Source organism: Legionella bozemanae, from assembly GCF_001648595.1.
Classification (GTDB): domain Bacteria; phylum Pseudomonadota; class Gammaproteobacteria; order Legionellales; family Legionellaceae; genus Legionella; species Legionella bozemanae.
The window spans coordinates 84980-111964 of the sequence record NZ_LBAW01000012.1 but is presented as its reverse complement, the minus strand read 5'-3'; the positions used below and the strand labels follow the sequence as shown (position 1 = coordinate 111964).

Genomic DNA, 26985 nt, shown 5'->3' with positions numbered 1-26985 from the left:
TTTAACTGGTAAACAAAACCCTGTTTTATGCCTTATATCAATAAACACATTAATTGTGTCTGCATGCAGACATTATTCTTCGATGCTATATAATTATTTCTGCGCGCAGACATACTATATCTTGGCTTTACTTCACTCAAACAAATAAGTGAGCCTAATGTTTATTACTAAAAGGACTCAAAATGAATAGAAACTCTTCATCCGGATTAATTAGAGCTCTTGGTTTAGGTGCTTTAATTATATATGGTGTGGGGGATATTCTTGGTGCCGGAATTTATGCCCTTGTAGGGAAAATTGCAGGCCATGCAGGTTCATTAACCTGGTTTTCATTTGCTATTGCAATGGGGATTATCTCATTCACAGCATTATCTTATAGTGAATTGGGGAGTCGATTTCCTAAAAGTGGTGGAGTATCTATTTATATTCATGAGGCTTTTGGTACTCAGTGGTTTTCGATGTTAACAGGTTTGTTACTCTTTTGTGCTACTATTCTCTCTATTTCAACTTTATCGCATGCATTTGCTGGATATTTGAGAGCTTTAGGATTTAATATCCCCAGGAGCCTTGATATTTTCGGTTTTTTGCTTATTTTACTTTTAATTAATCTACGCGGTATCAAACAATCATCAATGGCTAATATAATAAGTACCTCAGTTGAAGTAAGTGGCCTATTTATAGTGCTTGGTTGTGGATTTTGGTATTTGGCAACACATCATAGCAACGTTATTGCTACTCCTACAGAAACACCTGGAATAGGTGAGGTGCTTCAAGGAACAGCTTTAGCTTTTTTTGCATTCACAGGATTTGAAGATATGGCGAATATTGCAGAAGAAGTTAAGGAACCCAAAAAGAATCTACCTCGTGCCATATTATCTTCTGTTGGAATTGCTGGGATTTTGTATTTAGGAGTAAGTTGGGTAGCGACAACGATTATTCCAGGGAGTGAACTTAGTTCCTCTGACGCTCCTTTATTAGACGTGGTTAGCAAATCTTCTCCTGCTCTTCCCAAATCTTTGTTTTCAATTATTGCCATTTTCGCCGTTTTCAATTCAGCTTTATTAAATTACATTACAGCATCGCGTCTGCTTTATGGAATGGCAAAAGAAAATCTTCTACCGAAATCGTTACAGAGGGTTCACCCCAAATTTCATACCCCTTATAGTGCCATTTTTCTAATCTTTCCAATAATACTTTGCTTGGTATTAACAAGTAATTTGGGAGATCTGGCAAGTTCTACAAGTGCAATAGTTTTGATAGTTTTTTCATTAAGCAACCTGGCACTAATAAAAATTAAACTTAATACAAAAAAAGAGAGAATTAGTACCAAAATATTTAGAATTCCCTTATTGGTACCTTGTTTCGCAATCGCTTTAAATCTCGCTGCCATCTCATTTTTGCCTCTACACAATATTATCCCTGCTACAGTATTGATTGGCATATGCGGTTTTATTACATGGGTTATCATGAAGGGTTTGTTATCTAAAAATTGATTAAATTTACCTTAACTAAGAAGGTATCATTCATTTTGCTGGAGTTACCAATAAATCAGTAGTAAATCCTGGCTTTACTGAATGGATGCATTGCTTTCCGACTTATTTGGACTCAGGGATTTGGCACCAAAATTTAGCCTTGATGGAGCTGTAGGCGGAATCAAGGTTTTCCCTTTCAATAAAGGAAGTACTATGCATATTGTTTTTTGGTTTTTATTCTTCGGGTATACTTTAGTAGCATTCGCCTCTTCACCTAATATTGCTGATAATTCACAAGATAGAATTGTATCCTTACCAGGCTTTGGTACGCTTAAGAATATAGAGTATGCAGGCTATCTTCCTCTTTCGACTTCTGTTTGTTCAAAGCAAAAATGTAATGCTGTACCAGGTAATTTATTCTATTGGTATGTTGAAAATCGAGAGCATTATGCTGATGCTCCTCTGGTGTTATGGTTAAATGGTGGTCCTGGAGCCGCGTCAATGTATGGTTTTTTTATGGAAAATGGGCCTTATGTAATTAATAAAGATGGGACTTTGTCAGAACGTCATTATTCCTGGAGCCAAAAAGCCAATTATTTAGTAATTGATCAACCAGCTGGAGTTGGTTTTTCTTATGGGGAACCTAATACATTCTCAAATGAGTCAGAAGCAATAGATCAATTATATGGTGCACTTAAGATTTTTTTTCAGCAGCATCCGGAGCTAGAATCGAAACCATTTTATTTGGCTGGTGAATCTTATGCTGGAAAATATTTGCCTCAATTAGCCATTCGAATTATTTCTGAAACAGGGACGACTCCCAAAATTAATTTAAAAGGACTGTTAATTGGCGATGCCTGGGTTAATCCTCGTCTGCAACAACGTGCTAATGCTGATTTTGCTTATTCACATGGTCTTATTGATCGTCAAGTTCGAGATCAAGTATTAAAATTATATGATTTATGTATTAAAGAAATAGACAAAACAATGCCATCAAGTCGCAAAGCAAACCAGGTTTGTAAAAAAATGCAGGAATTAATTGAGAAAGAAAGTGGTGGACTTAATATGGCTAATATTGCCAAAGGTACAGAACCTGATGATGCATTAATGATTCATTATTTAAATAAATCTGAAGTTCGCCACGCTTTGCATGTAGATAAGCGTATTCAACAATTTAACAATTTTAGTAAACAGGTAGCAGATCAGCTTGAAATTGGTGAACAGGATTCTGTTGCCGATTTATATCCTAAAATTCTTGCAGCAGGTATTCGGGTATTGATTTATAATGGTCTAGAAGATGGAAAGGACTCAAATTTTATGAGCACTGAATTATGGCTATCCGCACTTAAATGGCCATTCAAAAATAAATTTGCTCATGCAGCTTCTTGTGTATGGCGTACAGATGGTAAAGTGGCTGGCTATGCTAAAACGTCAGGCGGCTTAACCCAAGTTAAGATTCGCAATGCAGGACACCTCGCCCCTATAGATCAACCGGCAAGATTATTTGACTTATTTAATCACTTTATCAGGAATAAACCGCTGTGTTAATCTTGATTGAACCTGAGTGGAAAAGTATTTAAAGAGAACGCGTTTGGAGTTGGGACAAATTTTAATTTGTTCACAGTGGTTGGGTCTTTTCATATAACATTTAAATGAAACTGATGCCCATGTTATTTCGTGGCCGATACTGAGGGAGTAGTCGGGTTATAATCGACTGCATTTTCCTTATCTTCGAAAGCTTGTCGCTGATTTTGAACACGCTGTTTAAAGGAATTAAAATTTTCCCTACATTGTTGCAAATTATCTTCTTTAGAAAGTTTTTTTTCGTTTAATATCCATTCAGTAAATTTTTGTAATTTTATACCTATGGTAAGAAGTATTCCCGGGGAACGTTCTTCTTTTTTGTGTATAATTTCCTCTACACCAAATGAGTGTTTAGTACCGTATTCTTTAAGAGTTTTTAAAATAGATAAATCTGTATGTTTTGCAGTTTCAACACTTAATTTAATTGATTCGAACAATTGAGCCTGGATCTTCTGGGGTAACTCTTCTCTAATTGTTTCTGCAAAGAGTTTTACTAAATGGGGTTGATTCGTCTCTACAGCAAGCAAGGCGTAATGGAGAAGCTGCTCTGGGGTGAGTTTTTGATCTGACTCCAAAACCTTTTTAAGTAATATAGATACACATTCTGTGTTACTTATTCCACAAGCCCCTTTCTTTCCAATAGCAGCTTCAATCATATCTGGTTCATTTTCATTTTTTTTAAGAATCATTTGTGCTAATTCATTCTTGCTCAAAATAGGATTATCACCCGCAGTATAAATTTCAATAATTTTTTTTAAAATATCGGGATTTCCACCGTTATTTAGGTTATTACCAGAAGCGGCCATGCGAATGTATTGAGCGGCTTTATCTTTGGTAAATAATGTTAAAAAAAGGTTTTTAGTATTCGTATGCTCCTGAAACAGGGTAAAAGCTTTATAACTATTAGAGCTAATACTCATATCAACCAGTTGTCTAAATGGCTCTGGTATTTGCACTATAGCGAGATTATCTGTGGCAAATTGTAATATTTTCATACTATCGTATTTAGCCGCACTCAATAATCCTGCAGCTAAGTCCTTAAAACCGGTGAAATCCTTTTTGCCATCCTTTTCTAGTATCTTAAATTTGTCTTTATTAAATAAATGTATAAATAAAGCAAAATTGTCAAAGCGTGCTGCGAAACTAGTTTGAGAATAAGTGTCTTTCTTGTCACGAGTGCTCACACTTATAGCATTCACATCGATATCCCCATAGATTTCCGACATACTTGGTAGAGAAGGGATACGAGGTTTATCTAAACTATTATTATGACGTATGATATTTACATCAAGGCTGTAATTGCCTTCTTCCCATGGATAAAGTTTTTTAACATGATCCATAAGTGAACTTACATCATCGAAATCTTGAAAGCCGTTTGGATTGTTGGGATCAGCAAAGCGGTATTTACCATCTTTTGTACGAGAAATGCTTGTGGCATGGTTAGGAACATTTAATTGCATCACTTCATCTTCTTGTAAGTTGAGCGATTCGATTGTTTTTTTCCATTTATCAAGTGATGCGATCATACTGATGCGCAGTATTTCTTTTCCTGGGGTCTGAATCATAGATATTGCATCTTTCTCAGTCTTATTGGAAAAAAGCCCTGGTTTATAAGCCATTACTACTTGAGCTACGAAATGGTTTAATTCCATGTCATACTCATTTTTAAGTGTTTCTATATTAGATATTTTATCTAACATTTCATAATATTCATTTTCACGTCCTTCGAGAACATATTTGCAACGAAGAGCGGCAAGACCAAGGCATACCCCTTCTTGATTCATACGAAATGGGAAATCATGGCTTTCAAGATATTTATTTAAATTCGTTATTAGATTGAGTTGTTCTCTTGATAGGCGAGGTTTTTGAGTAGCTTCTCTCATGCAACGATTTTCCTCATTTTGAATTAGCTAAATATTTGCTATAAATCTAAATTGTCAAAGATTTAGCCCGTTAGGTTTTTTTATAATGACATCGATAACTATTAATAAAATTATAGATTAGCTCAATAATTATGCATTATGATTCAAATAAACATTAAAATGCGGTCTGTGAAGTAATGAAGTGATTTTGAATAGATCTCTAGAATAAGGTTGAGGAGGCCATCACTTGTTAGATAATAAATCTAATTAATCCTAAAATTAAATTTAGAATACAAAATATCAGGTAGAATAAATTTCATATCTAACCGAGATGAACCTTAATTAAATAATATTCATTCTGTCAACGACAGGTAAATTGCAGTGGATAAAGAACCGCATGAATTTGATATTTTGGGACTAAATTTATGACTCGAAAAGGGATTATGCTTGGTTTGGTACATAAAGTACCAACGGATTTTCAAAAAGTATTATCTTTTGACATGAAGGCGCTAGCTGCATGGAAAGATATTACACCGCTTGCGCGCAATGAATGGATATGTTGGATTGAGTCTGCCAAAAAACAGGAGACAAGGGAGCGCCGGATTGAGAGGGCATGCAATGACCTTAAAGATGGTAAGCGCCGGCCTTGTTGTTGGCCTGGCTGTTCCCATCGTTAAAATTAAATCAAATTATTGATTTTTCCACTGGGTCTGATTACGTCAATCAAATTTTAACTTGTGCTGTGCGCGGTTATGATTGCCATTGAGTTGAGATCATTCTTCATTATGCAGTTTATTTTATAAGAAATATCGCAAAACTATAGAACACCTATCATAAACTGCGCGGTTTGCAATTTTAGAGCAGCAAGATGTAATTTCTCTGCTTCAAGGCAGCTGGTAAGCTATGAAAAATAATATTAGGAATCCATAGCTTATGTTATATTCAGCAAACCAAGATGTCTACCCTCTTTTAATGTGAGATAAGTCATAAAATTTACGAAATTAAAAAGCTTGCCTACTAACATGCAGTAGGCAATCAAATTTAAGACAAATTGCGTTTTGCAAATACTTTCATGGCAGCAGTCAAAAACTCGACCAAATCAGGATGATAGCGATTAAAGAAATCACGAAAGTCAGGATGGTCCAGATAAATTTGTCCAAGCCCTAAATAAGTATCCTTAGTTGGCGTCCAACAATTATTGACCCAATTATAATGCTGTTGAATAAGGTCCTGCACCTCTGATGATTCTATGTTAAGGCCTTGTTTTACTGCGTTAACAAGTGCAAGATTTAATTGCTCCCCAGAAGCTTTAAAGGCCTCCCAATCGGGCTTTTTCCAATGGGTAACTCTCGCCCAACTGTCATCAATTTGTTGTTGTGAAATAACGCCAGCTTCAACCAGATATTTTTCATGTTCTTGTTGTTTGATGGGGTCAAAGCCCTCAAACATTTCTTCGATATTCATTTTATATTGTCCTCTTAAATGTGAAATGGTTTTATCAATCGTCTGTATGAGTGTTTGTGTTCGCTCAATATGAGACTGCAATGAGGATTTTTGTTTCTGTAACGATTTTATTTTATCGAAATCACTGCAGCTCAAAATTTCCTTAATGTCATTAAGAGGAAACTCAAGTTCACGAAAAAATAGAATTTGCTGAAGTAAAAGTAGCTGTTCTTCCTGATAATAACGATATTGATTATCACCATAAAATGCAGGTTTTAATAAACCAATTTCATCATAAAAACGCAAAGTTCGGGTGCTTACACCAGAAAGCTTAGCTAATTGTTTAATTGCGTACTTCATATTGTATTCCTCTTAAGTCACAAGAGACACAATAAGGGTTAACGTTGCGGCAAGGTCAAGCATTATAATCTACTTTGCAAAATGATTTTTTAATTTTAATTCTTTATATTAGAACACATGTAGAGGAGGACTCATTTTCTCTCTTATCTTTATGATGCTCTCTTTTAGCCTCATCTAAGAAAGTTTTACCGCCTCTTTTAAAGTTCAATTTAGAGCCTGAAAATTGCGGAACGGATTGCGCTGAGGCAACTGAGGTTTCAAGCATTTCAATACCGAAATTTAAGTAATGAATGGCTCTAATCTCACTATTTACTAATCCTTGCACGTTATGTTGATAGTATGTAAGCGGGTCTTCTTCAATAGTAGAAACACTAAAAAATGAGCTTGAGCCGATTTTATTTGATTCTACATTATTGTTTTTGAGCAGCGCACTCATTGCTTTAGTAAAAAATGGGATGCAAGCGGCATTATCATTAAAGCTTCGGTAAAATGGACAGGCAAAGCCTTCTTCTCCGATTTGAAAGATTGTTTTTCCATCAACGTTCTTACAAAAATCTTTACTCGCATAAAGAGACAAGGTAATGGTAGAAATTTTTAAACTGTTTTCTTCAATTGTTTCAGCCGCGAGATGATGCCTGCCTTGCAAATAAGTATTTATGGTTTTAAATAAATCAGCGGGAATTTTGCCCTTATCTGATAGCGTATATGGTGTTTTGAATGTAGCCTCCTTCATGGCTTGATAAGCAGGCTCATCAATAAAAATTCTTAGTGAAATGGGTGTCAGCCCATCCTTTAAATGTCCCACATATTCAGAAACAAGATGTTTGGTATAAGCAAGTACTCCTGGAAGTTCAGTGACTTTATTCAGAGGCCTTGTTGCGCCCGTTGCTTTATATTTAACTTCAACTGCATAACGCAAGGGTTCATTGATCTGATTTTCGTTATTAAAAACTTGAGGATGAATAATGCCCCGCAAACCGCCACTCCCTACAAAATAATTAGTGTCAGGGTATTGTTTTTGTAATTCGTTAAAGTCCTTTACTTCCTGATATTGAATTTTAATTCCAATTGATGTTGCATATTCCCTAAGTTTCTTTTCCAAGTCACTAATTACCACCTTGGAAGGAATACTATCAAGTACCTCTCCAAAGCCTTTACTTCTATCCATTCCCACAAAAGAACTTTGTTCCACATACATTGCATGATTGCGTACAGGAATCTCATATTTTTCAAACATGAGAATTTCTTTTTCCGGGAATTGTAGTTTTAACTGTATTGCACCTAAAAGACCAATAGGACCTGCACCAATAAAAATTATATCAGCCATACTTATTAATACTATTTAGAAAACAGGAAATTATAATAGCAAGTACTAATTTATTTGTATCTGATTTTTTAGAGGTCAAAAAACAAATAAAGTATTTTTCGACTATACTACTTGAAACTTGCTGCCACTTACAATCAACGCCAATGTAGCTTCCTTGTTGCTGCTCAGAACTCGATTGCTTTCACATGCTACTCAATGCAATATTGAAATTTCTGCACTATTTCATACACTGAATAAGCAGAGTTAAATTAAAATACAGGACATCAGCAAAAGAATTGTTAGATATTAATAATAAGGAATGTTATCTCATGAAAAAAAATATTGTTTGCGGATTATTATTTAATTTAATCTGTATTCAAGTATATGCTGGACAACCCCCAGATGCTGTTTCTGAAAAAATATCTACGCGTGCTAAATCCTATGAGGGAGTACAACAAGGAGAGACAACTCAAAAGTCGCACACGATAACAAAAAAGCAATCAATTGAAATCAATTGTGATTATAGGATTTCTCCCGAAATTCAAAAAATTGATAATGCCTTAATTGTAAGCTGGGCAGAATATGCTGTACTCCATTCCTTTAATTTTGATTTGTCGTCCTTTGACACTCAATTGAAAAATTTAAGAACATGCTATACCAAAAATGGATGGATTAGCTTCATTAATGCATTAACAGATTCAGGAAATATTGATTCAATAAAAACCCAAAATCTTATGGTGAGCAGCATGTTGGATGGAAAAGTTCAACTTATTGATGCTCAGGAAACTCAATGGAAAATGAATGTGCCCATTAAAGTTTTTTATAAAAATGATAAAGAAGAAATAACCCATTTTCTTAATGTTTACTTGATTATCAGCTGGAGGAACGCATTTAAACTCGGAATAGTTCAAATAGTCGCAACACCACGTGCCGCTCCTTTATCTCAAAAAGCAGCCGCAATAAAAGAAGCTCTGGGAGCTGTTTCTTTGAGCGTGACTCAGCAAATAAATAGCGCAGAGAACCTGAAAAAAGTGGCTACTTCGTTTCTGACCTCTTTATTCATTGCGTCACGAAGATCGCTTTCAGAGACGGATAGAATCCTAAGTCATCCCGAATTGTGTCTCAAGTTAGAGTATGATATTACAAGACAGCTCCAACACCTTGTCGAAGAACAAAAAGCTCTGGACTATGAGAAAGCAATAAAAACTCTAATGGCAAAGTTAACTTCTTACTATAAAAATGAAATTGAAAAACCTTTAATGGCTAATTCGTTTGTATGGACTAAAAATCAGTTTCTTGCTATTAAATCAGATATTTTTGCTAATAAATTGCCCAAGTTACTCTCCTATTTTAAAGAAAAAGGAACAGTTAATTTTTATGCTGCATTACCAAAATTCGATAAAATAAAAGTAATTAACACGCTAAACACACTCAATCAGCAACAGGGTAGGGAAATAGTTCAACATGTTGAAATTTCGAAACCATCTCAAATTCCGAAAATTACGTTTAACAGACCTTCTGAAGAGAGAGCGGAGCCCATTAATTGTAATTACAAAATTCCTAGCGAGATGAAAACGATTAATGAAGACCTGGTAATAAAATGGGCAGAATATGCCGCAACACAATCTTTTGATTTCAATCCTGTATCAGTAGAGTCTCAGTTACAGAAATTGGAGTCTTGTTATACTGCAAAAGGCTGGACGAATTTTAAGAGTGCTTTAGATAAATCAGGTAACATTGAAGCAATGCGATCCCAAAATTTTATTATGAACAGTAGGGTAAATGGTCAAATAAAACTGCTTAGAACTGGAAATAATCAATGGAGCATCGAGTTACCCTTACAAGTTGTTTATCAGAACAAACAAGTCAACGTAACTCAATTTCTAAATGTTAATTTAACTATGGGACGTAAACCTACAGGCGAGTTTGGAATTATGCGAATTACTGCTCATCTCAAGGATCCGGTTAACGCCGATACAGTAACGCCCAGCCAGCCTCAAGTGACACCGTCTAACGAACGCGGGTTGCAAAATACACAACGATCTACAGTGGAACAACCAAAAAAAGCAGCCCTTATCGATTGTGATTATAAAACTTCCGCTGAAATTAAAAATATCAATCAAGCCATTATCTTGGCTTGGGCTGAGCACGCTGCAACTCAATCTTTTAATTTTGATTCTAAATCTATAGACACACAGTTGAAAAAATTGCAATCCTGCTATACGAAACAGGGATGGGATAAATTTATAAATGCCTTTGAAAAATCAGGCAACATTAAAGCGTTTAAGACCCAAAAACTCAGTGCAACAAGCCAAATAGACGGAGTACCTCAGCTCATTGAATCTAGAGATAACAAATGGATACTCACTCTTCCTTTAAAAATTAACTATCAATTTGAAAATAGTAATGTAATACAATTAATTAAAGTAGATCTAACCATAGGCAGGAAAAGCACTGGTGAGCTGGGGATTATACGACTAAATTCTACATTACGGGTCGCCTCTAACCACTCCTAGAGTAGGGAGAGAAGTCCCAGTAAGTGGTGGCTTGAGGATAGTTTTCGACTTATGAGCACATGCGAACACATGCCTTGGCCGCTCATTATTTTGCTTCTCTATTTAAGTCTCAAGCAGAAGCACCATTCGTATGCATTGTTACCTCAGGCATTTTAATTTCGTTTAATCGGTCTATAGTTGTCTGGATGGAAGATAAGAAAAAAAATTTATTATTTTGATTATTTTGAGTGCCTATTAAACATAGTAACATATTCGTTCTTTCATAAATGTATCGACCTATATCCCATCCAGCATCCTGCTGCAACGCCATTTCTACTGCATTGATTGTATGCATTACTTCATCGTGAAATACATGCAGAAACTGAGAGGAATTAAATTTATAGCTTCGATACATCTTTTGTAACGCCATAAGGCCATCTACAATTTTTTCACAGTATATTGCCTGCTTTTGCAAATTTAAGTTCCCTTGAGATAAATCAAGCCTCTGGACCCATTGATGATACCATTCACCTAAACAAAAAATTATGGATTGTTCTCCTGGAGGTCCTTTAAAATCTGTATTCTCTAATAATAAAATTCCACTGGTTAAAATATAATTTCTATTTAAAAACTCGTTTAATTTTTCTTCTACAATTTTTGTAGATGATGATAGTTCTTCAATTAATTGAGAGATTTTTCTCTCTGAAAGAGAGGGATCAGCATAAAACTCTTGAATTAGATTTAAGGTATTCACTTTTAATTCTTCAATTTCCGAGGATTGAAAATGAAAGCTTTCACAACGCCTGATGCATTGTCCAAACATATGTTCGGCAGTGAATGCTTTATGGAATGACTGAAGCATTCGAACTTTATCTGCAATAACTGAAGAATTCAGGGTCTTAATCATTTGGAGATCGAAAGATAATAATTCTTTAAGCTCTTTCGTTAAGAAATTTAATGCATCATCGTGAGGAACTAACTGACTTTGAGTCAGCATGATAGAACTTTCTAATAACTTTAAATAATCGAATAGAAGAGGACTTTGTTGTAGTAGTAAATCGATTTGAGGCGCAATATCATGTAATAGGCTATAGATCATATCTATATCATTCTCAGGAACAGGTTCCTTATAACATCTGTTTTGCATCACCGCGAATAAAAAACAAAGCAGCTGTTGCCTATCGTAAGGTAATGCTTTCCATCTTTCTTGTGATGTTTGAGCAATTTCCCCCTGTTCTAGCATTCTAGTATACTGCGCGAAATTTTGAGAGCCAATCACATAAGGATGGTAATTTTTTAGCTCAGCCCAAAGCTCTGCTTCGTCAGTGTACTGTTTTTTGGCAATTTCCAATGCGACCTGTTTTGATATAGTGACATATATGGCATAGGGTTGCCATTTTCCTCCCAATAAATATTCAAACTTGTAGCGATTTGATCCCGGGGGTACGGCAACAGACATACCTTGCGTATTAAAAATTTGCGGAAGAAATTGATGACGTATGGGAGTTTTCCAGGCAGTACCACTCTCTTTACAGGGATAAGTAATTTTACCCCTTTTTTCAAGGCCCGATGTTCCGCCAGTTAAATCAATTTGATTACAAAGAGCTGCCGGTATAAAAATGAAATGTACGCAGGCATAATTTAAATAGTTGTTAACCGCTTTCAAGCCCTCATTATGATCAAATTCAAATGTACTTAAGAAACCTGAATTTATATATTTTCTGTATGAGCCTGCTGTCGTTTGCAAGTTCATATGTTCGGCAGGACATACCAAATACTGATCAAAGGGTTGAAAATATATTGCAGAGGAGTTATCTGTTCGAATGAACACTCTGAATTTCATCATGTTCGCAATCAGTTCAACATCACTGAGAGGCATTTCAAATTTTGTTTCCATCGGGTTCTTAGTAAATGAAATGGAAAAATTTTAACTGATGACTCATGATTCGATCAAGTTGATCGATTAGTTTCTAAGTGGAAAGATGTTCAAAACCCAAAAATAAAAGATTTTAGTCTATTTTGTAAAAGCAAGAATATTTGAGTGTGTATTTGGGTTACCTGCGGAATAGCTGTGGGAATATGGAAAGTTGGGGCTCAAAATTAAATTTGTTTTAAAGGCCAATTCTGATCTATAAACTTATCAATTTCTGAAGTTCCAGGCGTAACCTCCTTCATATGAGTAAGGTGCTTTAAGAGTTGGTTAAAGTCTATTCTAGGCATTCGAATCTAAAAATTCTTCCAGAGCTGATTGCGGCCTGTTTCCCATAAGATTGTTTTTCATATTATTTTTAAATGTGACAGGAACACCTCTAATAGCAGTACCACAAACATTTTCAAATTTATCATTTACCATTTGATAGAAAATCCAATCTCTGTATTTTTCTTTATCAGAAACCTGTTTGTAAACTGGCAAAAAAGCCTTGCAGTGTGAGCACCATGATGCATGAACTAATAAGACCGTTTTAGGCATTGCTAAAGCAGCGCAATCTCTGCTAGTGAATGGTTTTAGAGTTGCAAAAGACAGAGTAGGAATTAGAGTTATTAGCGCTATAGCGAAATATTTTGTTACATTTTTCATTTATTGCTTACTCTGGATTTGATTTCGATGAGAGATGATAATGTATATGATAATTCAAATCAATGTATGCATTAGGATATACCCTTGACTATCCAAGGCATGTTTCCAGGCTTATTTGTATGAACAGAAGCGAGTGAATTAATTGGCTCACTGTGTGCAATTGACAATTTGAAACCAAGACCCTTCATTGAAACAGCTTTATCACTAAGACGTGCAATTGATTTCACCAAAGTGCTGCTATAATAATTATATTGAGCTCACGGAGGAGAGAAATATGCTTAGCGTTCACATTACACCTATTATTTCATTAATTGCTGGAGTTTTAATTCTGCTTTTACCACGATTATTGAATTACATTGTCGCTATCTATCTGATTATTGCGGGCATTATGGGTTTAGGATTTTTTCATTAATGAAACTCATACATCACTGTATAAGCCGCTAATTGGGTTTAATTTATACATACCGGTGTTGGTACGTGGAACGCTAATTTGAGTAACCCGTTGTTCAAATTATTGAGTCAAAATGACCCAACCCACCTTATTTAACCCCTTTTTGCATGCCTAATACGATTTTTTTTAAAAGAGCGCTTATCTGTTCTTGCTCCGCTACATCAAGGATTTGGGTAACGGCAGAGTTTAGAGAGGTCCACATTTTTTCAACGTCTGCTCTTAATTTTTTTCCCGTAGAAGTGAGGTTGACCTGCATTACTCTTTTATCTTTGCTGGATGGTGTTCGGGTGATGTGGCCCTGAGCTTCTAATCTTTGTACCATTTTAGTGACAGTAGAGGCATCCAAGCCAAGTCGGCAAATAAGTTCTATCTGGCTCTGGCCATCTCGATCCCATAATTGCATAAGCAAAAGTTCTTGCCCAGGATAGAGATTAAGAGGTCGTAAAAGTTCGCTTGCCATCCCCCTATGTGTTCTGGCAAGCAGGAAAATCAGATAGCTGAGCTCATTACCTTTGACTGCATTCGGAAAACGTAAAACGTCTTCCTCTTTGCAGGAAATTGTTTCTTTTTCAGTTTTCCCTTCTATATTAGCCAATTGAGACTCCCAAGATATGGATGCTTGACAAATACTTTGCCGACCAACTATATTTATAAATAGTTGGTCGGCAAAGTATAGTTTGGTACATCATCTTAAAATTTGCAATCAAGATATGAAAGGTACTCTATCATGAAAAATTTAATGCTCACAGAATCATTCACCAAAGGGAAACTGACATTTAAGAATCGAGTTTTTATGGCCCCCATGACTCGTTCACGTGCTACGCAGCAAATACCTACTGATTTGATAGCTGACTATTATGCGCAAAGAGCATCAGCAGGACTTATTTTTACAGAAGCAACTCAAGTGAGTCCACAGGGTGTTGGCTATATATTTACTCCAGGAATCCATAGTCAGGCACAGGTTGATGGCTGGAAAAAAGTCACGCATAAAGTTCATGTGCAAGGGGGGAAAGTTTATTTGCAACTTTGGCATGTAGGCAGGGTTTCTCACCCTGACTTTCATGGTGGTTTGCTGCCAGTCGCACCTTCTGCTATCGGCTTTTCAGGTCAATCTTATACTCTTTCGGGACCTAAGGATGTTGTTACGCCAAGAGCCTTAGAACTAGCGGAAATTAAAGAAATTATTGAGGATTTTAAAAAATCAGCAAAACTGGCCAGAGATGCGGGCTTTGATGGGGTAGAGATTCACGGCGCTAATGGGTATTTGCCAGCGCAATTTTTGGAAGATGGCTCTAATAAAAGGACGGATGAATATGGAGGAAACCTGGTCAATCGAGCACGTTTTTTAATTGAGTTAACCCAGGCAGTGATTGACGTATGGGGAGCAGAACGAGTCTCTGTCCGTATATCCCCTAACAACCCATTCAATGGCATGAATGATTCTAATCCGAAAGAGACTTACCTTTACCTTGTTGAGCAGTTGGAAAAGCTGCATTTGGGAATGTTACACCTCGTTGAACCCATGCAACTTCCTGATGGGGTACCATTAGCGTCGAAAATAAGAAAATTATTCTCTGGATTACTGGTACTTAATGCGGGCTATACCCTGCAAACAGCCGAAGCAGCAATTAATGAAGGCCGAGCCGATGCAATTTCCTTTGGCAGTAAGTTTATTGCCAATCCTGATTTACCAGAGCGTTTTACAAAAGGTTTTTCTCTAGCTACCCCAGATCCGGCAACTTTCTATGGAGGAGCCGAAAAAGGGTATACAGATTACTCTAAAATGGAATATTGAATTAAGGATATATATGGGGGAGCATAACTATATTATCTATGGATATTCTAATAGGCTCATACATAAATACATCATTAGGGCTTTATTAGTTTAAGGAGCGCGTGATATTGTTAAAGAATTTTCCTCGCTTAAGTTGATACCTATCTGATTTTCTGGATTTAGTAGTGCAGTATTTGTTAAATAAACTTGATCAGTACGTATGGTGGTATTATTTCCCAGAGCTGATTCTACGCTACCGTATCCTTGCTCATTACCTGGAAAAGCATTGGAGTCACTTGGGTTAATAGCACAAACATAGTATTCTTCTCTTTCTTTATCGGTAAAACTAAGAACATCTCGGGCAAAGTGTGACACCTCAATGTGATTAATTTTATTTTGCCCATTAAAAACCAAGTCATAGGTGTTTTCCTCTTCATCCCCAAAAATTGGGAATTCAATTACTTTTATATGAGGAAATGAATAAGTTTCTAAAACATGTTTATAGGCATGTAAATAAATAGGTAAAAGATAACCATGAATATCATAAGCACAATTGATTTTAGCAAAAAATCCCATGCCTACTCCTGTAGCCTTTAAGAAAGCAGGCTTTTTTTCCTTTTCAGCCATTTGGTCCACAGCAATTAGAGCCAAATGTATGTCTTCGACAAGTGAATTAAAAAAAGCTTTTCTATTAAAAATAATTGCATTTTTATTAAAAAAAGTACGATAAAAATGGCCCGAAGTATTTCTGGCAATGTAGAGCAATCCATCTCTTGGTCGAAATAAGTCACCATTACTATCATATTTTGCTAGAACAGCCGCTGCTGATCTAAAATCAGTAGGAGTATCTTCATACAGATGCTTTAAGTGGGGGTGTTCAATAATATCCTGATAAGGATCCATGATAAAAGCTCTATAATGTAAATAAGAATTTTCAAATTGTGCACCTACTTGAGAAAGTAATCCAATTTGAAATGGTTTTTTTAAATTTTGTCGAGGAATTGTATGAGGATATCCACCGACTGCCATTACTGAGCTGTTAGAGGTTATAATTTTTTTTGATGCAATTAAGCGTTCTTGGGGTGATAGTCCTTTCGGATCACCAGGTTGTAGCTTAGCAAAATAATCTTTCTCCTTAAAAGGTTCTCCATTTTGAAAATAACCTGCCTTATCTCCATCAACACTAATTGCTGCAGTTCTTGTTAAAAGACGGGATAATGAATAAGACGTATCGGGATCCGTGCCTAAAGAATCTGGAAAGTATTTTTGATTGAAAAAAACTTTAACACTCTTCTTGTTTTTTTGACTTGTTTCTGCCGGTATTTTGCTTAACCAGGTTTTTTCAAGAGATTGAAGGTAGTTATTATGAAAAAGATAGGGAGATGTATTTTTAATCAGGGGTTGAAACAAAGATAAACGACGCCTCATTATGAAAGTACTCCTTTCAGGAAATTCAATATTTAATTATTGACTGACCTATAATTAATCACAGTGTAATCTATTTTTTTATAACCCACAACTGTGTCATGATTATATTTTTAGGAACATTGCTTATTTCTAAATCAAATTTTACAAACTTATTGAAGACGCTTTATTGAGAAATTACATCAAAAGAAACGTTAGTTTAGAGACACTTAAAACAAATTTTTGCATTTTATTCAACAACTCATTCGAGCAGGTCAATTAAATCATAGTTTGCAGCACACGTTTTGTTCATAACTAATTTATTAGAGAAAAATAAGCGAACTTACCTTATTAAAAAAGTTGCTCAATAGGCATGCTTATATCAAATGTTGTTTAATTAGACACATAGTTTATTTTTGCTACAATTTAAGATAGACCTATCTTGGCGAAAATAAGGGTGGTGCACTATGCGTAAAAAAATGACACAAACACTATTTTCCTCTTCTTTAGTGCCTTCTAGAAGTATTTGGACTCGAGCTTCCGCTTATCCAGTAAAATATGAGGCAACTTGGCGATTGGAGACTTTATGCTTTCCAACGAGTACTTATAATGGCTCAAAGTTGAGTGATTTTAATTTTTTTAATATCTTTACTATGCCTCGGTCACATAATCTTCTATTTAGAGGTATGTCTAAAAAGGAGTCTGATTGTGTATTCAATAAGAAAATGGATGGTTTTGTGGGAAGGAAACCCAGTGTATTCAGAAGTAAAGACAAAGAAAAGATGATGATTGCTCACCAAAGCGGCGATATTATGGGAATCTCTACCTCAATGAGCTTAGATGCAGCAAAAAGTTGGAGTAGGGGTAAAGAGCATGAAATAATGGTATTTGATTTGAATAACATTCCTAAGAGGGAAACGCACCATCAAAAATATGAAGCAGGTGAGTTGGGTGTGAATCCTATTGACGGAGAATATATTGATTTTAGCGGTGAAGCTGAGTGTACTTTAAGTGGCGCCCATATATCCGCTTGTGTTGCAAGGGTTGAGAAAGTTGGTTTACTTTTCTGGAAGATTGAGTTCAATCCTTTATATGTTGATGTAAAAAAGTTACCTCCAGATTTAAGGAGGGAGTTTAAAGATGTAGTGCGTTCTTTTTATGATCTTATTCAAACTAAAAAACCTGATTCTGAGAAAGTTAAAGAATATGAGAAAAAAGAGCTAAATTTTTATCTAAAAGTCGCAGATACACTTGGTTATAGTGAGGAGCATAAAGCGGCAATAGTTTCTCACTTTAAGGGAAAGGGCTTAGAAATTGAGTATAAGGAAGGGCCAGACTTGAAGTAAAAGAATCTTCCGCTATTGAATCACCCCTTGAGTTCATAATTTTCAATTGAAAGAGTGTTAGAAAGAGGGGCTAAAGAAGGAGGAAGCTTAATTCCTATTGCTGGGGAGAACTATGATAAATGATCTCCAGTAAAAAAAGGTTTTGCCTTCGATACGCTCAAATTAAGTCAAGTAATCAGCAGTATAGCTGAGCAACGCTACTTTGGACTTTTTTATCTGTTTTAGTTGGTTTTTTTCTTGATGAAATGTTTGACTAAGGGAGCTCATATCTACTTGATGCAGAAAGTGGAAAAGTATGTTCTCGCTCAACATTTCTTTGAGACTCCTTGCAATATAATCTATTATGCCAATTAGTTAGTCTTTAAAATATTTGGATAGTGAATGATACAGCCTTCTTCTGAAACAGTAATGCCGAAGCGTTTTATAGCAATCGGTGCTTTATCAGCAATGGTTGCCACAATTTTAGGTGCTTTTGCTGCTCATCATTTGAATACACAAGTTAGTGCGTCTCAAATGCATATTTTTCAAACGGGTGTTTTTTATCAATTTATCCATAGTTTGGCTTTATTATTCGTTGGAATGATTCTTTGTCAGTTTGATGCACGAATCATACGAGTTGCAGGATGGTTATTTTTTACTGGCATTTTTCTTTTTTCAGGAAGCCTATATTTATTGAGCATGCTCAACGTAAAGGCAATTGGAGTCGTTACCCCCATTGGCGGCTTATGTCTTATTATTGGTTGGCTATTATTAGCTATTGGAATATACAAGGCTAGTTCGTAATAGAATTTTAAATACAACACTTTTTCATGATTCTTTATTCCTACGTCCCACGGCTTGTCCACGGATCTAGACAGTTTGCAATAAAAACTGGATCCCGCAGACAAGCCCTGAGCGATCCCCGCGAAATTTACCCCTACGTACTGCGCTTTATGCACGTCTACTCATTCCTTCTTTCTTTGCTCCTATCTGGGGAGTCCTCAGGCATAAAGCGCGGTACGTAGAACGTTGAGTATCGTTCATTTAAAAACATAAAGTGACATCCAAATTCGCGTGGTTCTCTCAGGGACAAGCCGCGGGACGTAGTAAGCAAGTGCACTATTTGAATAAAGGGATTAAGTTATAAAGTTTTATCTATTCTCTTTAATATGATTCTATTTTTTATATGCAGATACGCCCCCCATGGGGATGCTTGAACCAGCCCGCTTGTTTAAGCAATGCAACGTCAAATTATTCCCGGCAAAATAAAGTTAAAACTTGCCTGTTTTTCAGATAATATTGTTTTGGAAAATGTTCACAATTTAAAGGTCTAAATAGATATGGAAGTTAAACTGCAAAAGCTTGTTACTTTATGTATTTTTTTTATGTTTTCTTGTTCTGGAAATGCCAATCAAATCAGTTTCTTTGTTTCAGGAGGTCCCAATTTTTCGACCCTTAAAAACGAGCGCCTGGTTGATATTAATGAGAGCATTACCAATGCCTACCAAACCAATACCAAAACAAACTGGCAAGGTTTTTGGGGTATAGGGGCAAATCATACTTTTGAAAAGCCATGGTTTTCATTTTATCAATTATCTTTGGGCGTGTCGGGATATTTTTTCGAGCTGGGGCAAGTAAAAGGAACGGAATTTCCGTTTATCAATGAGGGTCTTTTTGATACCTTGAATTATAATTTTCATGCAAAAAGCGCATCGCTGATGGTTGAGTCCAAAGTAATTTATTCAAAATATGCTTTGAAACCTTATGCTTTGGTCGGTATTGGTCCAGGCTGGAATCGTTTTTATGCATATCATGAAGAGCCGACCGATCCTTTATTAAGCGCTGCTCCTGCTGTAGCCCGTTTTAACAATCATACACAACAGACTTTTTCCTATGAATTAGGTACGGGTCTTGAATACCTGCTGTGGGATGATAAGCAACATCATGTGCAATATCATGCGTCTGTTGGTTATCAATATTTTAATTTGGACAAAGGAACTTTAGGTAACTTGCCAGCACAAACTTCCAAGGATCGCTTGAACATTAAAAATCTTTATACACAAGGGATCCTGTTTACTCTGGCAATTTCTATTGGTTAACAAGGATGAATGCAGATGAAAAAACATATATTGTTCAAAACGCACTGTTTCTGGTGGATGTTGGCCCTGACTTCGGCACAAGCTGCTTCTGTAGTAGAAATTACACCAAGCAGCTCAAGTCCCATCGTTATTTCCCAGGTTGGCTCTACTTATATTACTTATACGGCTAAAAATACTACGTCAAAAACATTGAGTGGTCTTACAGTTGACCCTAACTATAGAGCAACAGCAAATACTCTGAACGTCTCTTTAAGCAGCAATACCTGTACCGTTTTGGCTGCAGGAGCTACCTGTTCCTTTATAGTCTCTTTACAAGGAATTAACCAAAATGCTGAGATCACATTAATGCCGCGAGTCTGTGCCTATAACGGAGCGGTGTGCTCTGTACCCGTATTAAATAATCGTATTAAGGTGACTGCAACAAAAAAACTTCCAAGCAGCCAATTTCCCCTTCCTTACGCCGGTACCTATTACCCAATTTATAATTTTGGGGCAGGACAATGGTTACCGCCAAATCAAGTTCCTATTCCTCCTTTTAATCGGGTTAGCGCCATTTTTGTGGCATTTGCTCACACTTATGCATGGCAAAACGGTGCAATTTTTACCTACGAAGAAGGCCAGCCTAATGAGCCTGCGCGTTTGGCTTTATTGGTACAATCAGCACGTATTGGTAATCCGAATATAAAGATTTTAATTTCATTGGGATGGGGGAAAAAGGATTGGACCTATATTAATAATGACTATGTGAATCATGCCAATATTTTCGTACCCAGCGTGATTCAGTTTATTCGCAGCAATCATCTGGATGGCCTTGATATTGATGATGAAAGCATAGGTGATTCCAGCGGTTCCATTCCTCAGGCCAATTTCGATGGGGTGATTGCTAATTTAAGAAATGCATTAAATTATGCATCACTGCAAGATGGCAAACCCTATTATCTCACTATCACTCCTGCTGGAAATAATGATGAGCCCGGTGGAATTGCAGCAACACAGGTCGATATATTAAATGCCAGGAGCTTTGATTTAATTAACATTCAAACTTATTTTGCTGACGGCAGTTGGGGTAAAGATTTCTTTAATGCACTTGTTGCTATAGGCTATCCTAAAAAGCAAATTGCTAATGGAATTGATGTCCAGGAAACAAATTGTGATCCTGATTATCCTCCATACATTGGTTTAGCTGGAATATTTAACTGGAATATGACTAAGGACAGCACGTGCAGTAATTACGCCAATACCGTCACTATCGCGAATTTGGTGGGGTATTATGGAACCTTGCTTGTTTAAGACAAGCAAGGTAGCGTCAAGTTATCTTGGTAAAATAAGACTAAAACTCGCTCCTTTTAAGGTTTTCGCATCATTTATTGCAAGTATCCCGCCATGTAAACTCACTATGGATTTCGTGATGGATAAACCAAGTCCGATGTGTTTTCCTGTTGTGTCACTTGCATTTAATGTAGTAAAGGGTTCCACTATTTTTTCTCTATCACATTCAGGTACACCTGGACCATCGTCATCTATGCGAATAACTACTGATTTATTTCGATATTCCAAACTGATTAGTATCTCCTTATGTGCGTGTTTTAGCGCATTACTAATGAGATTAGTTACGGCGTGATATAAGAGTTTTGGATCAAAAAATAGCAACTCATTGTCACTTTGTTGGTAATTAAACAGTACGTTTACTTCATAGGATTGATACGTTTTTAATAAATTCTCAAGCCATTGGCGTAGATTAAGCAATTCCTTATTTACTCTAAGTTCGTGTGCCGTACTCTGGGAGTAGAGTAAAAAAGTGTGAATCAACTGATTCAATTCTTGTATGTCTTCTTCGATGCTTTCAATATGTTCTTGCTCTTCAGCAGTCTGAGCCTTAAGTTTTTTTAACGAATCAAGGGCCAATTGTATGGTGTATAAGGGAGTGCGCACTTCATGGGCGACAAATCGTGCCATATTTTGTTGTGATTGCATCAGTACATTTATTTTGTTACCCATAGCAACCACATTTTCATAGATACCTCTTAACGTTGAAATGCGATTTAGATGCACATCATAGTTAAAATGACCTTGGCTGTACTCTTGCGTTAATCTGTATATTTTTGCGCTGTTCCTGCTAAATAGCCATGTGAGAACTGCCACGGCAAAAACAGTCAAAAGGGTTATTGTTATCACAAAATATATTTGAATCTCAGATAATCGAAGTGAAAAATAGGGATAGTTTAACGGCCCCACAGTTATTATTTTGTCACTACCAGGAATTTTAAAATAAACAGTCGTTATCGGTTTTTCATCTGTAGGGATATCATAAACTACATCATTATCTATTAAATTATTTCTTGCGATAGGAGAAATATTGTTATTGTTGATTGAAGTGAGTGTTAAGGGAATTTGATACTGAAGCTGGAGTTTATCTAATGCATCTTCCCATTTACTCATCGGGAGAGTCTTTAATGTGTTTAAAATAAGTGTTCGCATCAAATAGGTCGCACCTTTAACCACGTCATTGATCGATGCCCCCATCTGCACTTTTAAAACAAAAGAGCTCTTGTCAATTCGCTTGTAGGCATAGACATCATGAATACTATACGTCAAAAACATACGATTCTTTGCATCTTTATAAACAATATTACCCGCAATTAATTGTTCTTTTTCTTTATCTGTAAAGGGTAGGGAATTCATATCAATCACTTGTGCCGCCTTAGTGTTCCGCGGCAATAATTTTTTTAGTTCCTTACTGGATTTCGAAATAGATGTGTTTGATTTGAGTACTATGTGCTCGAGTATCGAAAAATTACCTATCCCTAAAATGTCCTGAGTTTTTTGAGACATTGTTCGTATGGAATGAGTAAAGAAAAGATAAAAAACCAAAAGAATAAGAAATAGAATTAATAGTGAAGCGGAAATTGTTTTTAGATATAATTTTATCATTTATTTTTTCCATGAATCCGATAAAAATAAATATCCTTTTCCGTAAATCGTTTTAATTCGATAAGGATTGTCTAGATCATCGCCTAATATCCTTCTTAATCGGGATATCTTAAGGTCAATACTTCGGTCTACACCATCGTATTCTCTACCCCGTAATGCGTAATCAATATTATCTCTGCTTAAAACAGTATCAGCATTCTTTGCTAATAGAGCAAGTAGCTCATACTCACTTGGACTTAAATCAATAGGTTTTCCACAATAGCTGACGCTTTTTTTTATTAAGTTAATCGCCAAATTATCAAATTGAATTTCTTTAGGTTCGGCAATTAAGTTGGGTCTTCTTAAAAGCGCAGTAATTCGCGCTTTTAAGATCTCTTCTTTAACCGGTTTAGTCACATAGTCATCCGCACCCAGTTTAAGGCTAGTTACCTCGTTTTGTTCTGTATTCAAAGCCGTTAACATCAATATCTTCCCGCGATATACATCACGTACCGTTTCACAAACTTGTTCGCCATTCATCCCAGGCAACATGATGTCAAGAATCACTAAATCAGGCTGTTCTCTAATGATACGATAGACAGCACTATCGCCCCGAGATTCGGTCGCTATATGATATCCTTCATCTGTAAGCATTTTTTTTAAGTACTTGACTAATTTGAGGTTATCTTCAACTAACAGTATGTTTATGTTCATCATTTATATTCTATGCAGTTTCATATTAGTGTAGTCATGCTCTCCTAGAATTCCCACTCATTTTTTTCTAAATATATTCAATCTATACAAAGTTTATACAACTGACGCTTAGTGTTTCGATACAATGGATTTATTGAAGAATTGAAATGTAACATTGTAGGAGAGACGACATGCAAACAAAAGTAATCCAATTAATGGCTTCGCTAAAAGATTTAAGTTCATTGCTCTTTAAGTCCAACAGCACAGAGGCTGAGGTAGAAAGGATTAGGAAGAAAGCCAAGATAGAACAAGTATGTGTGGCGACAGTGATGGGCCATGGCATGCCCGAAACTCAGGGCTATGGGGACGTGAATAACGATACGGTTTTTGGCGCTGCGTCACTGAGTAAGCCCGTATTTACTTATCTTGTTTTAAAGCTTGTGGCAGCTGGCAAGCTCTCTTTAGATATGAAGAGGCTTAATGATATTTTGCCTTTTAAGGACTTTTGCCAACAGCATGGTTTTAAATGGAAAGATGATGAAGAAATTACTGAAGAAGATACAGCACGCATTAATGCATTGACGCCAGCGATGATTCTTGCCCATAAAACAGGATTTGATTTGAATCGAAAAGATGAAGTGAATCATCAATTTGAACCCGGCCAAGAATATTATCGGTATTCAGGATTTCCCTTATTTTATTTGCAAAAAGTGATTGAAAAACTTCACGAGCCTAAGCTTGCTTTAATGTCGGAAAATGATTTTTTTGCAGAAAATATACTGTATGTTTCAATCTATCCTCCCAATTTACGGTATACCATTTTTGATATTACTGGGGTGGGAAAATCTGGCACTATAGATTTAAACGCACTCCATTGTAATTTACAAGAGCTTACTGATGTTCAGGAGCTTAATCCCTACTTGCCCAAAATTCTTGAGGAAGTAGCAAAACGTGGCCATACCGCGAATCTTGATATGCTTGCTAAAAAATATGTGTTTGATCCGTTACATATGAACCACAGCAGTTTTGGGAAAAAGCCGTGCGCAGCAAATACATTAACTACTACTGCGAAAGACTATGCACTGTTTGTGCAAGCCTGGATGAACGATGAAACATTACAGTATGCTTTTAATCCTCAAATTCGGATGACCCAGGACCCTTGGGCAAAAGAGACTGTGTCTGATCCCAGAGATTTAAAATATGTCGCTGAATGTTTGGGTTTTCAACTTGAAGTAGATGAAAATGGCAAGCCACTCACCGCGTTTAAGACCGGAGATATGGGGCCATGGAGAGGGTGGGTTGCAATCGATTTAACCGGTGATTTAAAAGAAAGGAAAGCAACCGTTTATTTTGCAAAAGGCCCAGATGAGGGAAATGGACACATTCTTGCAGAGACGCTCATCAAACCTTATTTTCAATTAGAGCATGCGATGAGGTGGTTTAAAGAGAAATATGGTTTTGCTACTGGCTGGGAAGAAAACTGGGAAGCTTTGCAAAAAGTACGATGTATGCGCGGAATGAGCTATCAAGAGCAATCCCCGAAATTGCCTGCACCTAAGGAAGAAGTTACTGCTCCTATTGACAGTCCACAAAAAATGGCTCGACTAATGCCTAAACAGGAGCCAGCACGGCAAACGATTCCATCTCAAGAACAAGAAACACACTCGAATAAACCGATTCAAGAAGTTGAGCAAATAATAGATGAAGATAAAATGCAAGAGGAGCGACAATTTAATCCTGCACCATTTTCTCCTTCTTACTACTAAGTCATTAAGTCTGTAGAGGGGAAAATCAATATTTTTATATTCTTAATTTCGGGGGATTTTAGGATGAGACTAACTGCTAAAGAAATAAGCAGCATAAACTGTGTTTTTTTGAGCTACAGGAGATGATTCAATCTTTTTACTGGTAAGTTTTATCATGTAAATTCAGCTTGGTTATTATCCTATACTTATTAGGGTTGAGCAATAAACTCACACTTGAATTGCTACGTTTATAACTACAGGGAGATTATAATGGCTAGAAATGATGCAAGTAGTAGTGTTGCAATTGTTGCCATCGTAGTAATTGTTATTCTTGTCGCTATTGCAGCATATTATTTCTTTAGGGAGAGTCTTGGGACTACAACATCCACGACACCTGTGGTAATTAAAGAGACTCCGAGCACAACGATAGAGGCGCCTAAAACGACCATAGAGATGCCAAAAGCAACGCCAAATAGTACTGATACAAAAAAATAATATTAAAATATCATCAGTCCTGGCTGCTTGCAGCTGAATCGTCTACACATCGCTGAAAAGCCAGTCCAGCTCTATTCCGACGTTCCGCAGACAAGCCGTAGGACATAGGCAGAGATGTGATCAAAGACAGTATTGCAGCTGGTAAAAACTCCTGGTTGCAAACAACAAGGTTACTTTAAGACAGGCCCGCTGTTGGCGGTGAATTAAGATTCGCTTGTTCGTGTAATGCCGTTATAAAATCGCTTACCGTATGAACTGTTTTGCCATTCAATAACTTATCTGCCAGACCCTGTTTTACAAAGGCTCTGATAGCGCCGCCTAATTCACCCTTACGTAAGGTAGATAAATGCGCTAAAAGATCGACTGGATTTTCTTTTAGAGCATCTTTAAGTGCCGTAACAGCTTCTTTATGTGCCAAATTGCTTTTTTGAGTAGCAAAAAATCCATATTTATATTCTTTGTTTAATAGAGTCTCAAGAGCGAGAGTACTATTTACATAATGAACAACATGTTCATCAATAACTAAATTGGTTTGATGCGTCTTGGTGACAGCCTTTATTAATTGGAGTTTTTCAAAATCTGGGGTGTCTGACTTTAAATTTTTTAATTTATGCAGTTCTTTATTTTTATTTATTTGCTCTTCAATCTCCTTTACTGTTACTTGGGTTAAATCATTGCCGTTTAAGATGACATCAATACAAAGCGCATATATAGGTGATGCTTCTGCAAAAGAAGCAGGGGCTGCAAGTAATATTTTCCTTAAAGCATGACGATATGCACTGTTTAGATAGTCAATGAGTTCTTTTTCATTAATAAGATCCTCTTTGGTATGATTTTTTTTGATAAATTTTAAGGGATCATAATAACCGTCAATAGTATTTAGTTTTGGCATACACGCTGCTCCTTAGCCTGCTTCACAATTTGTTCTCGTTCTATTTGGGGGGAAATTTTTATGAATTTAAACATACCATACACTATGTTTAAAATATAAT

At 36.3% G+C, this 26985-nt stretch carries 22 protein-coding genes; 12 read left to right on the top strand and 10 right to left on the bottom strand.

From position 1 onward, the window contains the following. Positions 1-182: 182 nt before the first annotated feature. Both A8O27_RS10580 and A8O27_RS10575 read left to right on the top strand, forming a co-directional pair. A complete protein-coding gene (locus tag A8O27_RS10580) occupies positions 183-1490 on the top strand; it encodes an APC family permease (protein ID WP_058460675.1) in 1308 nt (435 codons plus the stop codon). Positions 1491-1682: 192 nt separating this feature from the next. Continuing rightward, a complete protein-coding gene (locus tag A8O27_RS10575) occupies positions 1683-3017 on the top strand; it encodes a S10 family peptidase (protein WP_082642495.1) in 1335 nt (444 codons plus the stop codon). 122 nt (positions 3018-3139) lie between these two features. Here the strand turns inward: A8O27_RS10575 and A8O27_RS10570 are convergent, their stop codons facing one another. After that, entirely contained in the window at positions 3140-4936 is a 1797-nt protein-coding gene (locus A8O27_RS10570; protein WP_058460676.1) for a hypothetical protein, read from the bottom strand. Between the two features lie 404 nt (positions 4937-5340). Here A8O27_RS10570 and A8O27_RS10565 point away from each other — a divergent pair, with 404 nt between their 5' ends. Then, positions 5341-5592, top strand: coding sequence for a YdeI/OmpD-associated family protein (locus A8O27_RS10565; RefSeq protein WP_058460677.1), 252 nt, complete (start codon positions 5341-5343; stop codon positions 5590-5592). Between the two features lie 364 nt (positions 5593-5956). On the opposite strand, the gene A8O27_RS10560 is transcribed toward A8O27_RS10565, so the two are convergent. Then, on the bottom strand, positions 5957-6718 hold the full coding sequence (locus A8O27_RS10560) for a MerR family transcriptional regulator (RefSeq protein WP_058460678.1): 762 nt from the start codon (positions 6716-6718) through the stop codon (positions 5957-5959). 103 nt (positions 6719-6821) lie between these two features. Then, a complete protein-coding gene (locus A8O27_RS19325) occupies positions 6822-8045 on the bottom strand; it encodes a hypothetical protein (RefSeq protein ID WP_235810581.1) in 1224 nt (407 codons plus the stop codon). A gap of 308 nt (positions 8046-8353) precedes the next feature. Between A8O27_RS19325 and A8O27_RS10545 the strand changes: the two genes are divergently transcribed. Continuing rightward, entirely contained in the window at positions 8354-10540 is a 2187-nt protein-coding gene (locus tag A8O27_RS10545) for a DotI/IcmL family type IV secretion protein (RefSeq protein ID WP_058460679.1), read from the top strand. Between the two features lie 109 nt (positions 10541-10649). Here the strand turns inward: A8O27_RS10545 and A8O27_RS10540 are convergent, their stop codons facing one another. After that, positions 10650-12416: a hypothetical protein gene (locus A8O27_RS10540; RefSeq protein WP_058460680.1), complete on the bottom strand. Its 1767-nt coding sequence runs from the start codon at positions 12414-12416 to the stop codon at positions 10650-10652. A 315-nt stretch (positions 12417-12731) separates the two neighbouring features. Beyond that, complete coding sequence (locus A8O27_RS10535; protein ID WP_058460681.1) at positions 12732-13097, bottom strand: thioredoxin family protein; 366 nt, start codon at positions 13095-13097, stop codon at positions 12732-12734. Positions 13098-13371: 274 nt separating this feature from the next. Here A8O27_RS10535 and A8O27_RS18470 point away from each other — a divergent pair, with 274 nt between their 5' ends. Beyond that, positions 13372-13509: a DUF3096 domain-containing protein gene (locus A8O27_RS18470; RefSeq protein WP_082642490.1), complete on the top strand. Its 138-nt coding sequence runs from the start codon at positions 13372-13374 to the stop codon at positions 13507-13509. Between the two features lie 127 nt (positions 13510-13636). Here A8O27_RS18470 and A8O27_RS10530 read toward each other — a convergent pair whose 3' ends face one another. Next, a complete protein-coding gene (locus tag A8O27_RS10530) occupies positions 13637-14143 on the bottom strand; it encodes a MarR family winged helix-turn-helix transcriptional regulator (RefSeq protein ID WP_058460682.1) in 507 nt (168 codons plus the stop codon). Positions 14144-14275: 132 nt separating this feature from the next. Between A8O27_RS10530 and A8O27_RS10525 the strand changes: the two genes are divergently transcribed. After that, entirely contained in the window at positions 14276-15343 is a 1068-nt protein-coding gene (locus A8O27_RS10525; RefSeq protein ID WP_058460683.1) for an alkene reductase, read from the top strand. 90 nt (positions 15344-15433) lie between these two features. Here the strand turns inward: A8O27_RS10525 and A8O27_RS10520 are convergent, their stop codons facing one another. Continuing rightward, the gene (locus tag A8O27_RS10520; protein WP_058460684.1) at positions 15434-16750 is read right to left on the bottom strand and encodes a DUF4804 domain-containing protein; all 1317 of its coding nucleotides are present in this window, start codon (positions 16748-16750) and stop codon (positions 15434-15436) included. A gap of 443 nt (positions 16751-17193) precedes the next feature. Between A8O27_RS10520 and A8O27_RS10515 the strand changes: the two genes are divergently transcribed. The 4 genes from A8O27_RS10515 to A8O27_RS10500 all read left to right on the top strand — a co-directional run bounded on the left by A8O27_RS10515 (position 17194) and on the right by A8O27_RS10500 (position 21440). Then, positions 17194-18072 (top strand): hypothetical protein, encoded by an 879-nt coding sequence (locus A8O27_RS10515; RefSeq protein WP_058460685.1) that lies wholly within the window; start codon positions 17194-17196, stop codon positions 18070-18072. A gap of 381 nt (positions 18073-18453) precedes the next feature. Beyond that, entirely contained in the window at positions 18454-18855 is a 402-nt protein-coding gene (locus A8O27_RS10510; protein WP_058460686.1) for a DUF423 domain-containing protein, read from the top strand. A 536-nt stretch (positions 18856-19391) separates the two neighbouring features. Continuing rightward, on the top strand, positions 19392-20150 hold the full coding sequence (locus A8O27_RS10505; RefSeq protein ID WP_058460687.1) for an outer membrane beta-barrel protein: 759 nt from the start codon (positions 19392-19394) through the stop codon (positions 20148-20150). 15 nt (positions 20151-20165) lie between these two features. Then, positions 20166-21440: a glycoside hydrolase family 18 protein gene (locus tag A8O27_RS10500; protein ID WP_058460688.1), complete on the top strand. Its 1275-nt coding sequence runs from the start codon at positions 20166-20168 to the stop codon at positions 21438-21440. Positions 21441-21461: 21 nt separating this feature from the next. On the opposite strand, the gene A8O27_RS10495 is transcribed toward A8O27_RS10500, so the two are convergent. Further along, the gene (locus A8O27_RS10495; protein ID WP_058460689.1) at positions 21462-23081 is read right to left on the bottom strand and encodes an ATP-binding protein; all 1620 of its coding nucleotides are present in this window, start codon (positions 23079-23081) and stop codon (positions 21462-21464) included. Continuing rightward, complete coding sequence (locus A8O27_RS10490) at positions 23082-23777, bottom strand: response regulator (protein WP_058460690.1); 696 nt, start codon at positions 23775-23777, stop codon at positions 23082-23084. Between the two features lie 167 nt (positions 23778-23944). On the opposite strand from A8O27_RS10490, the gene A8O27_RS10485 reads away from it, so the two are divergent. Beyond that, complete coding sequence (locus A8O27_RS10485; RefSeq protein ID WP_058460691.1) at positions 23945-25519, top strand: serine hydrolase; 1575 nt, start codon at positions 23945-23947, stop codon at positions 25517-25519. A 249-nt stretch (positions 25520-25768) separates the two neighbouring features. Then, a complete protein-coding gene (locus A8O27_RS10480; protein ID WP_058460692.1) occupies positions 25769-25993 on the top strand; it encodes a hypothetical protein in 225 nt (74 codons plus the stop codon). Positions 25994-26168: 175 nt separating this feature from the next. Here A8O27_RS10480 and A8O27_RS10475 read toward each other — a convergent pair whose 3' ends face one another. Beyond that, positions 26169-26885 (bottom strand): hypothetical protein, encoded by a 717-nt coding sequence (locus A8O27_RS10475; RefSeq protein ID WP_058460693.1) that lies wholly within the window; start codon positions 26883-26885, stop codon positions 26169-26171. Between the last annotated feature and the right edge of the window lie 100 nt (positions 26886-26985).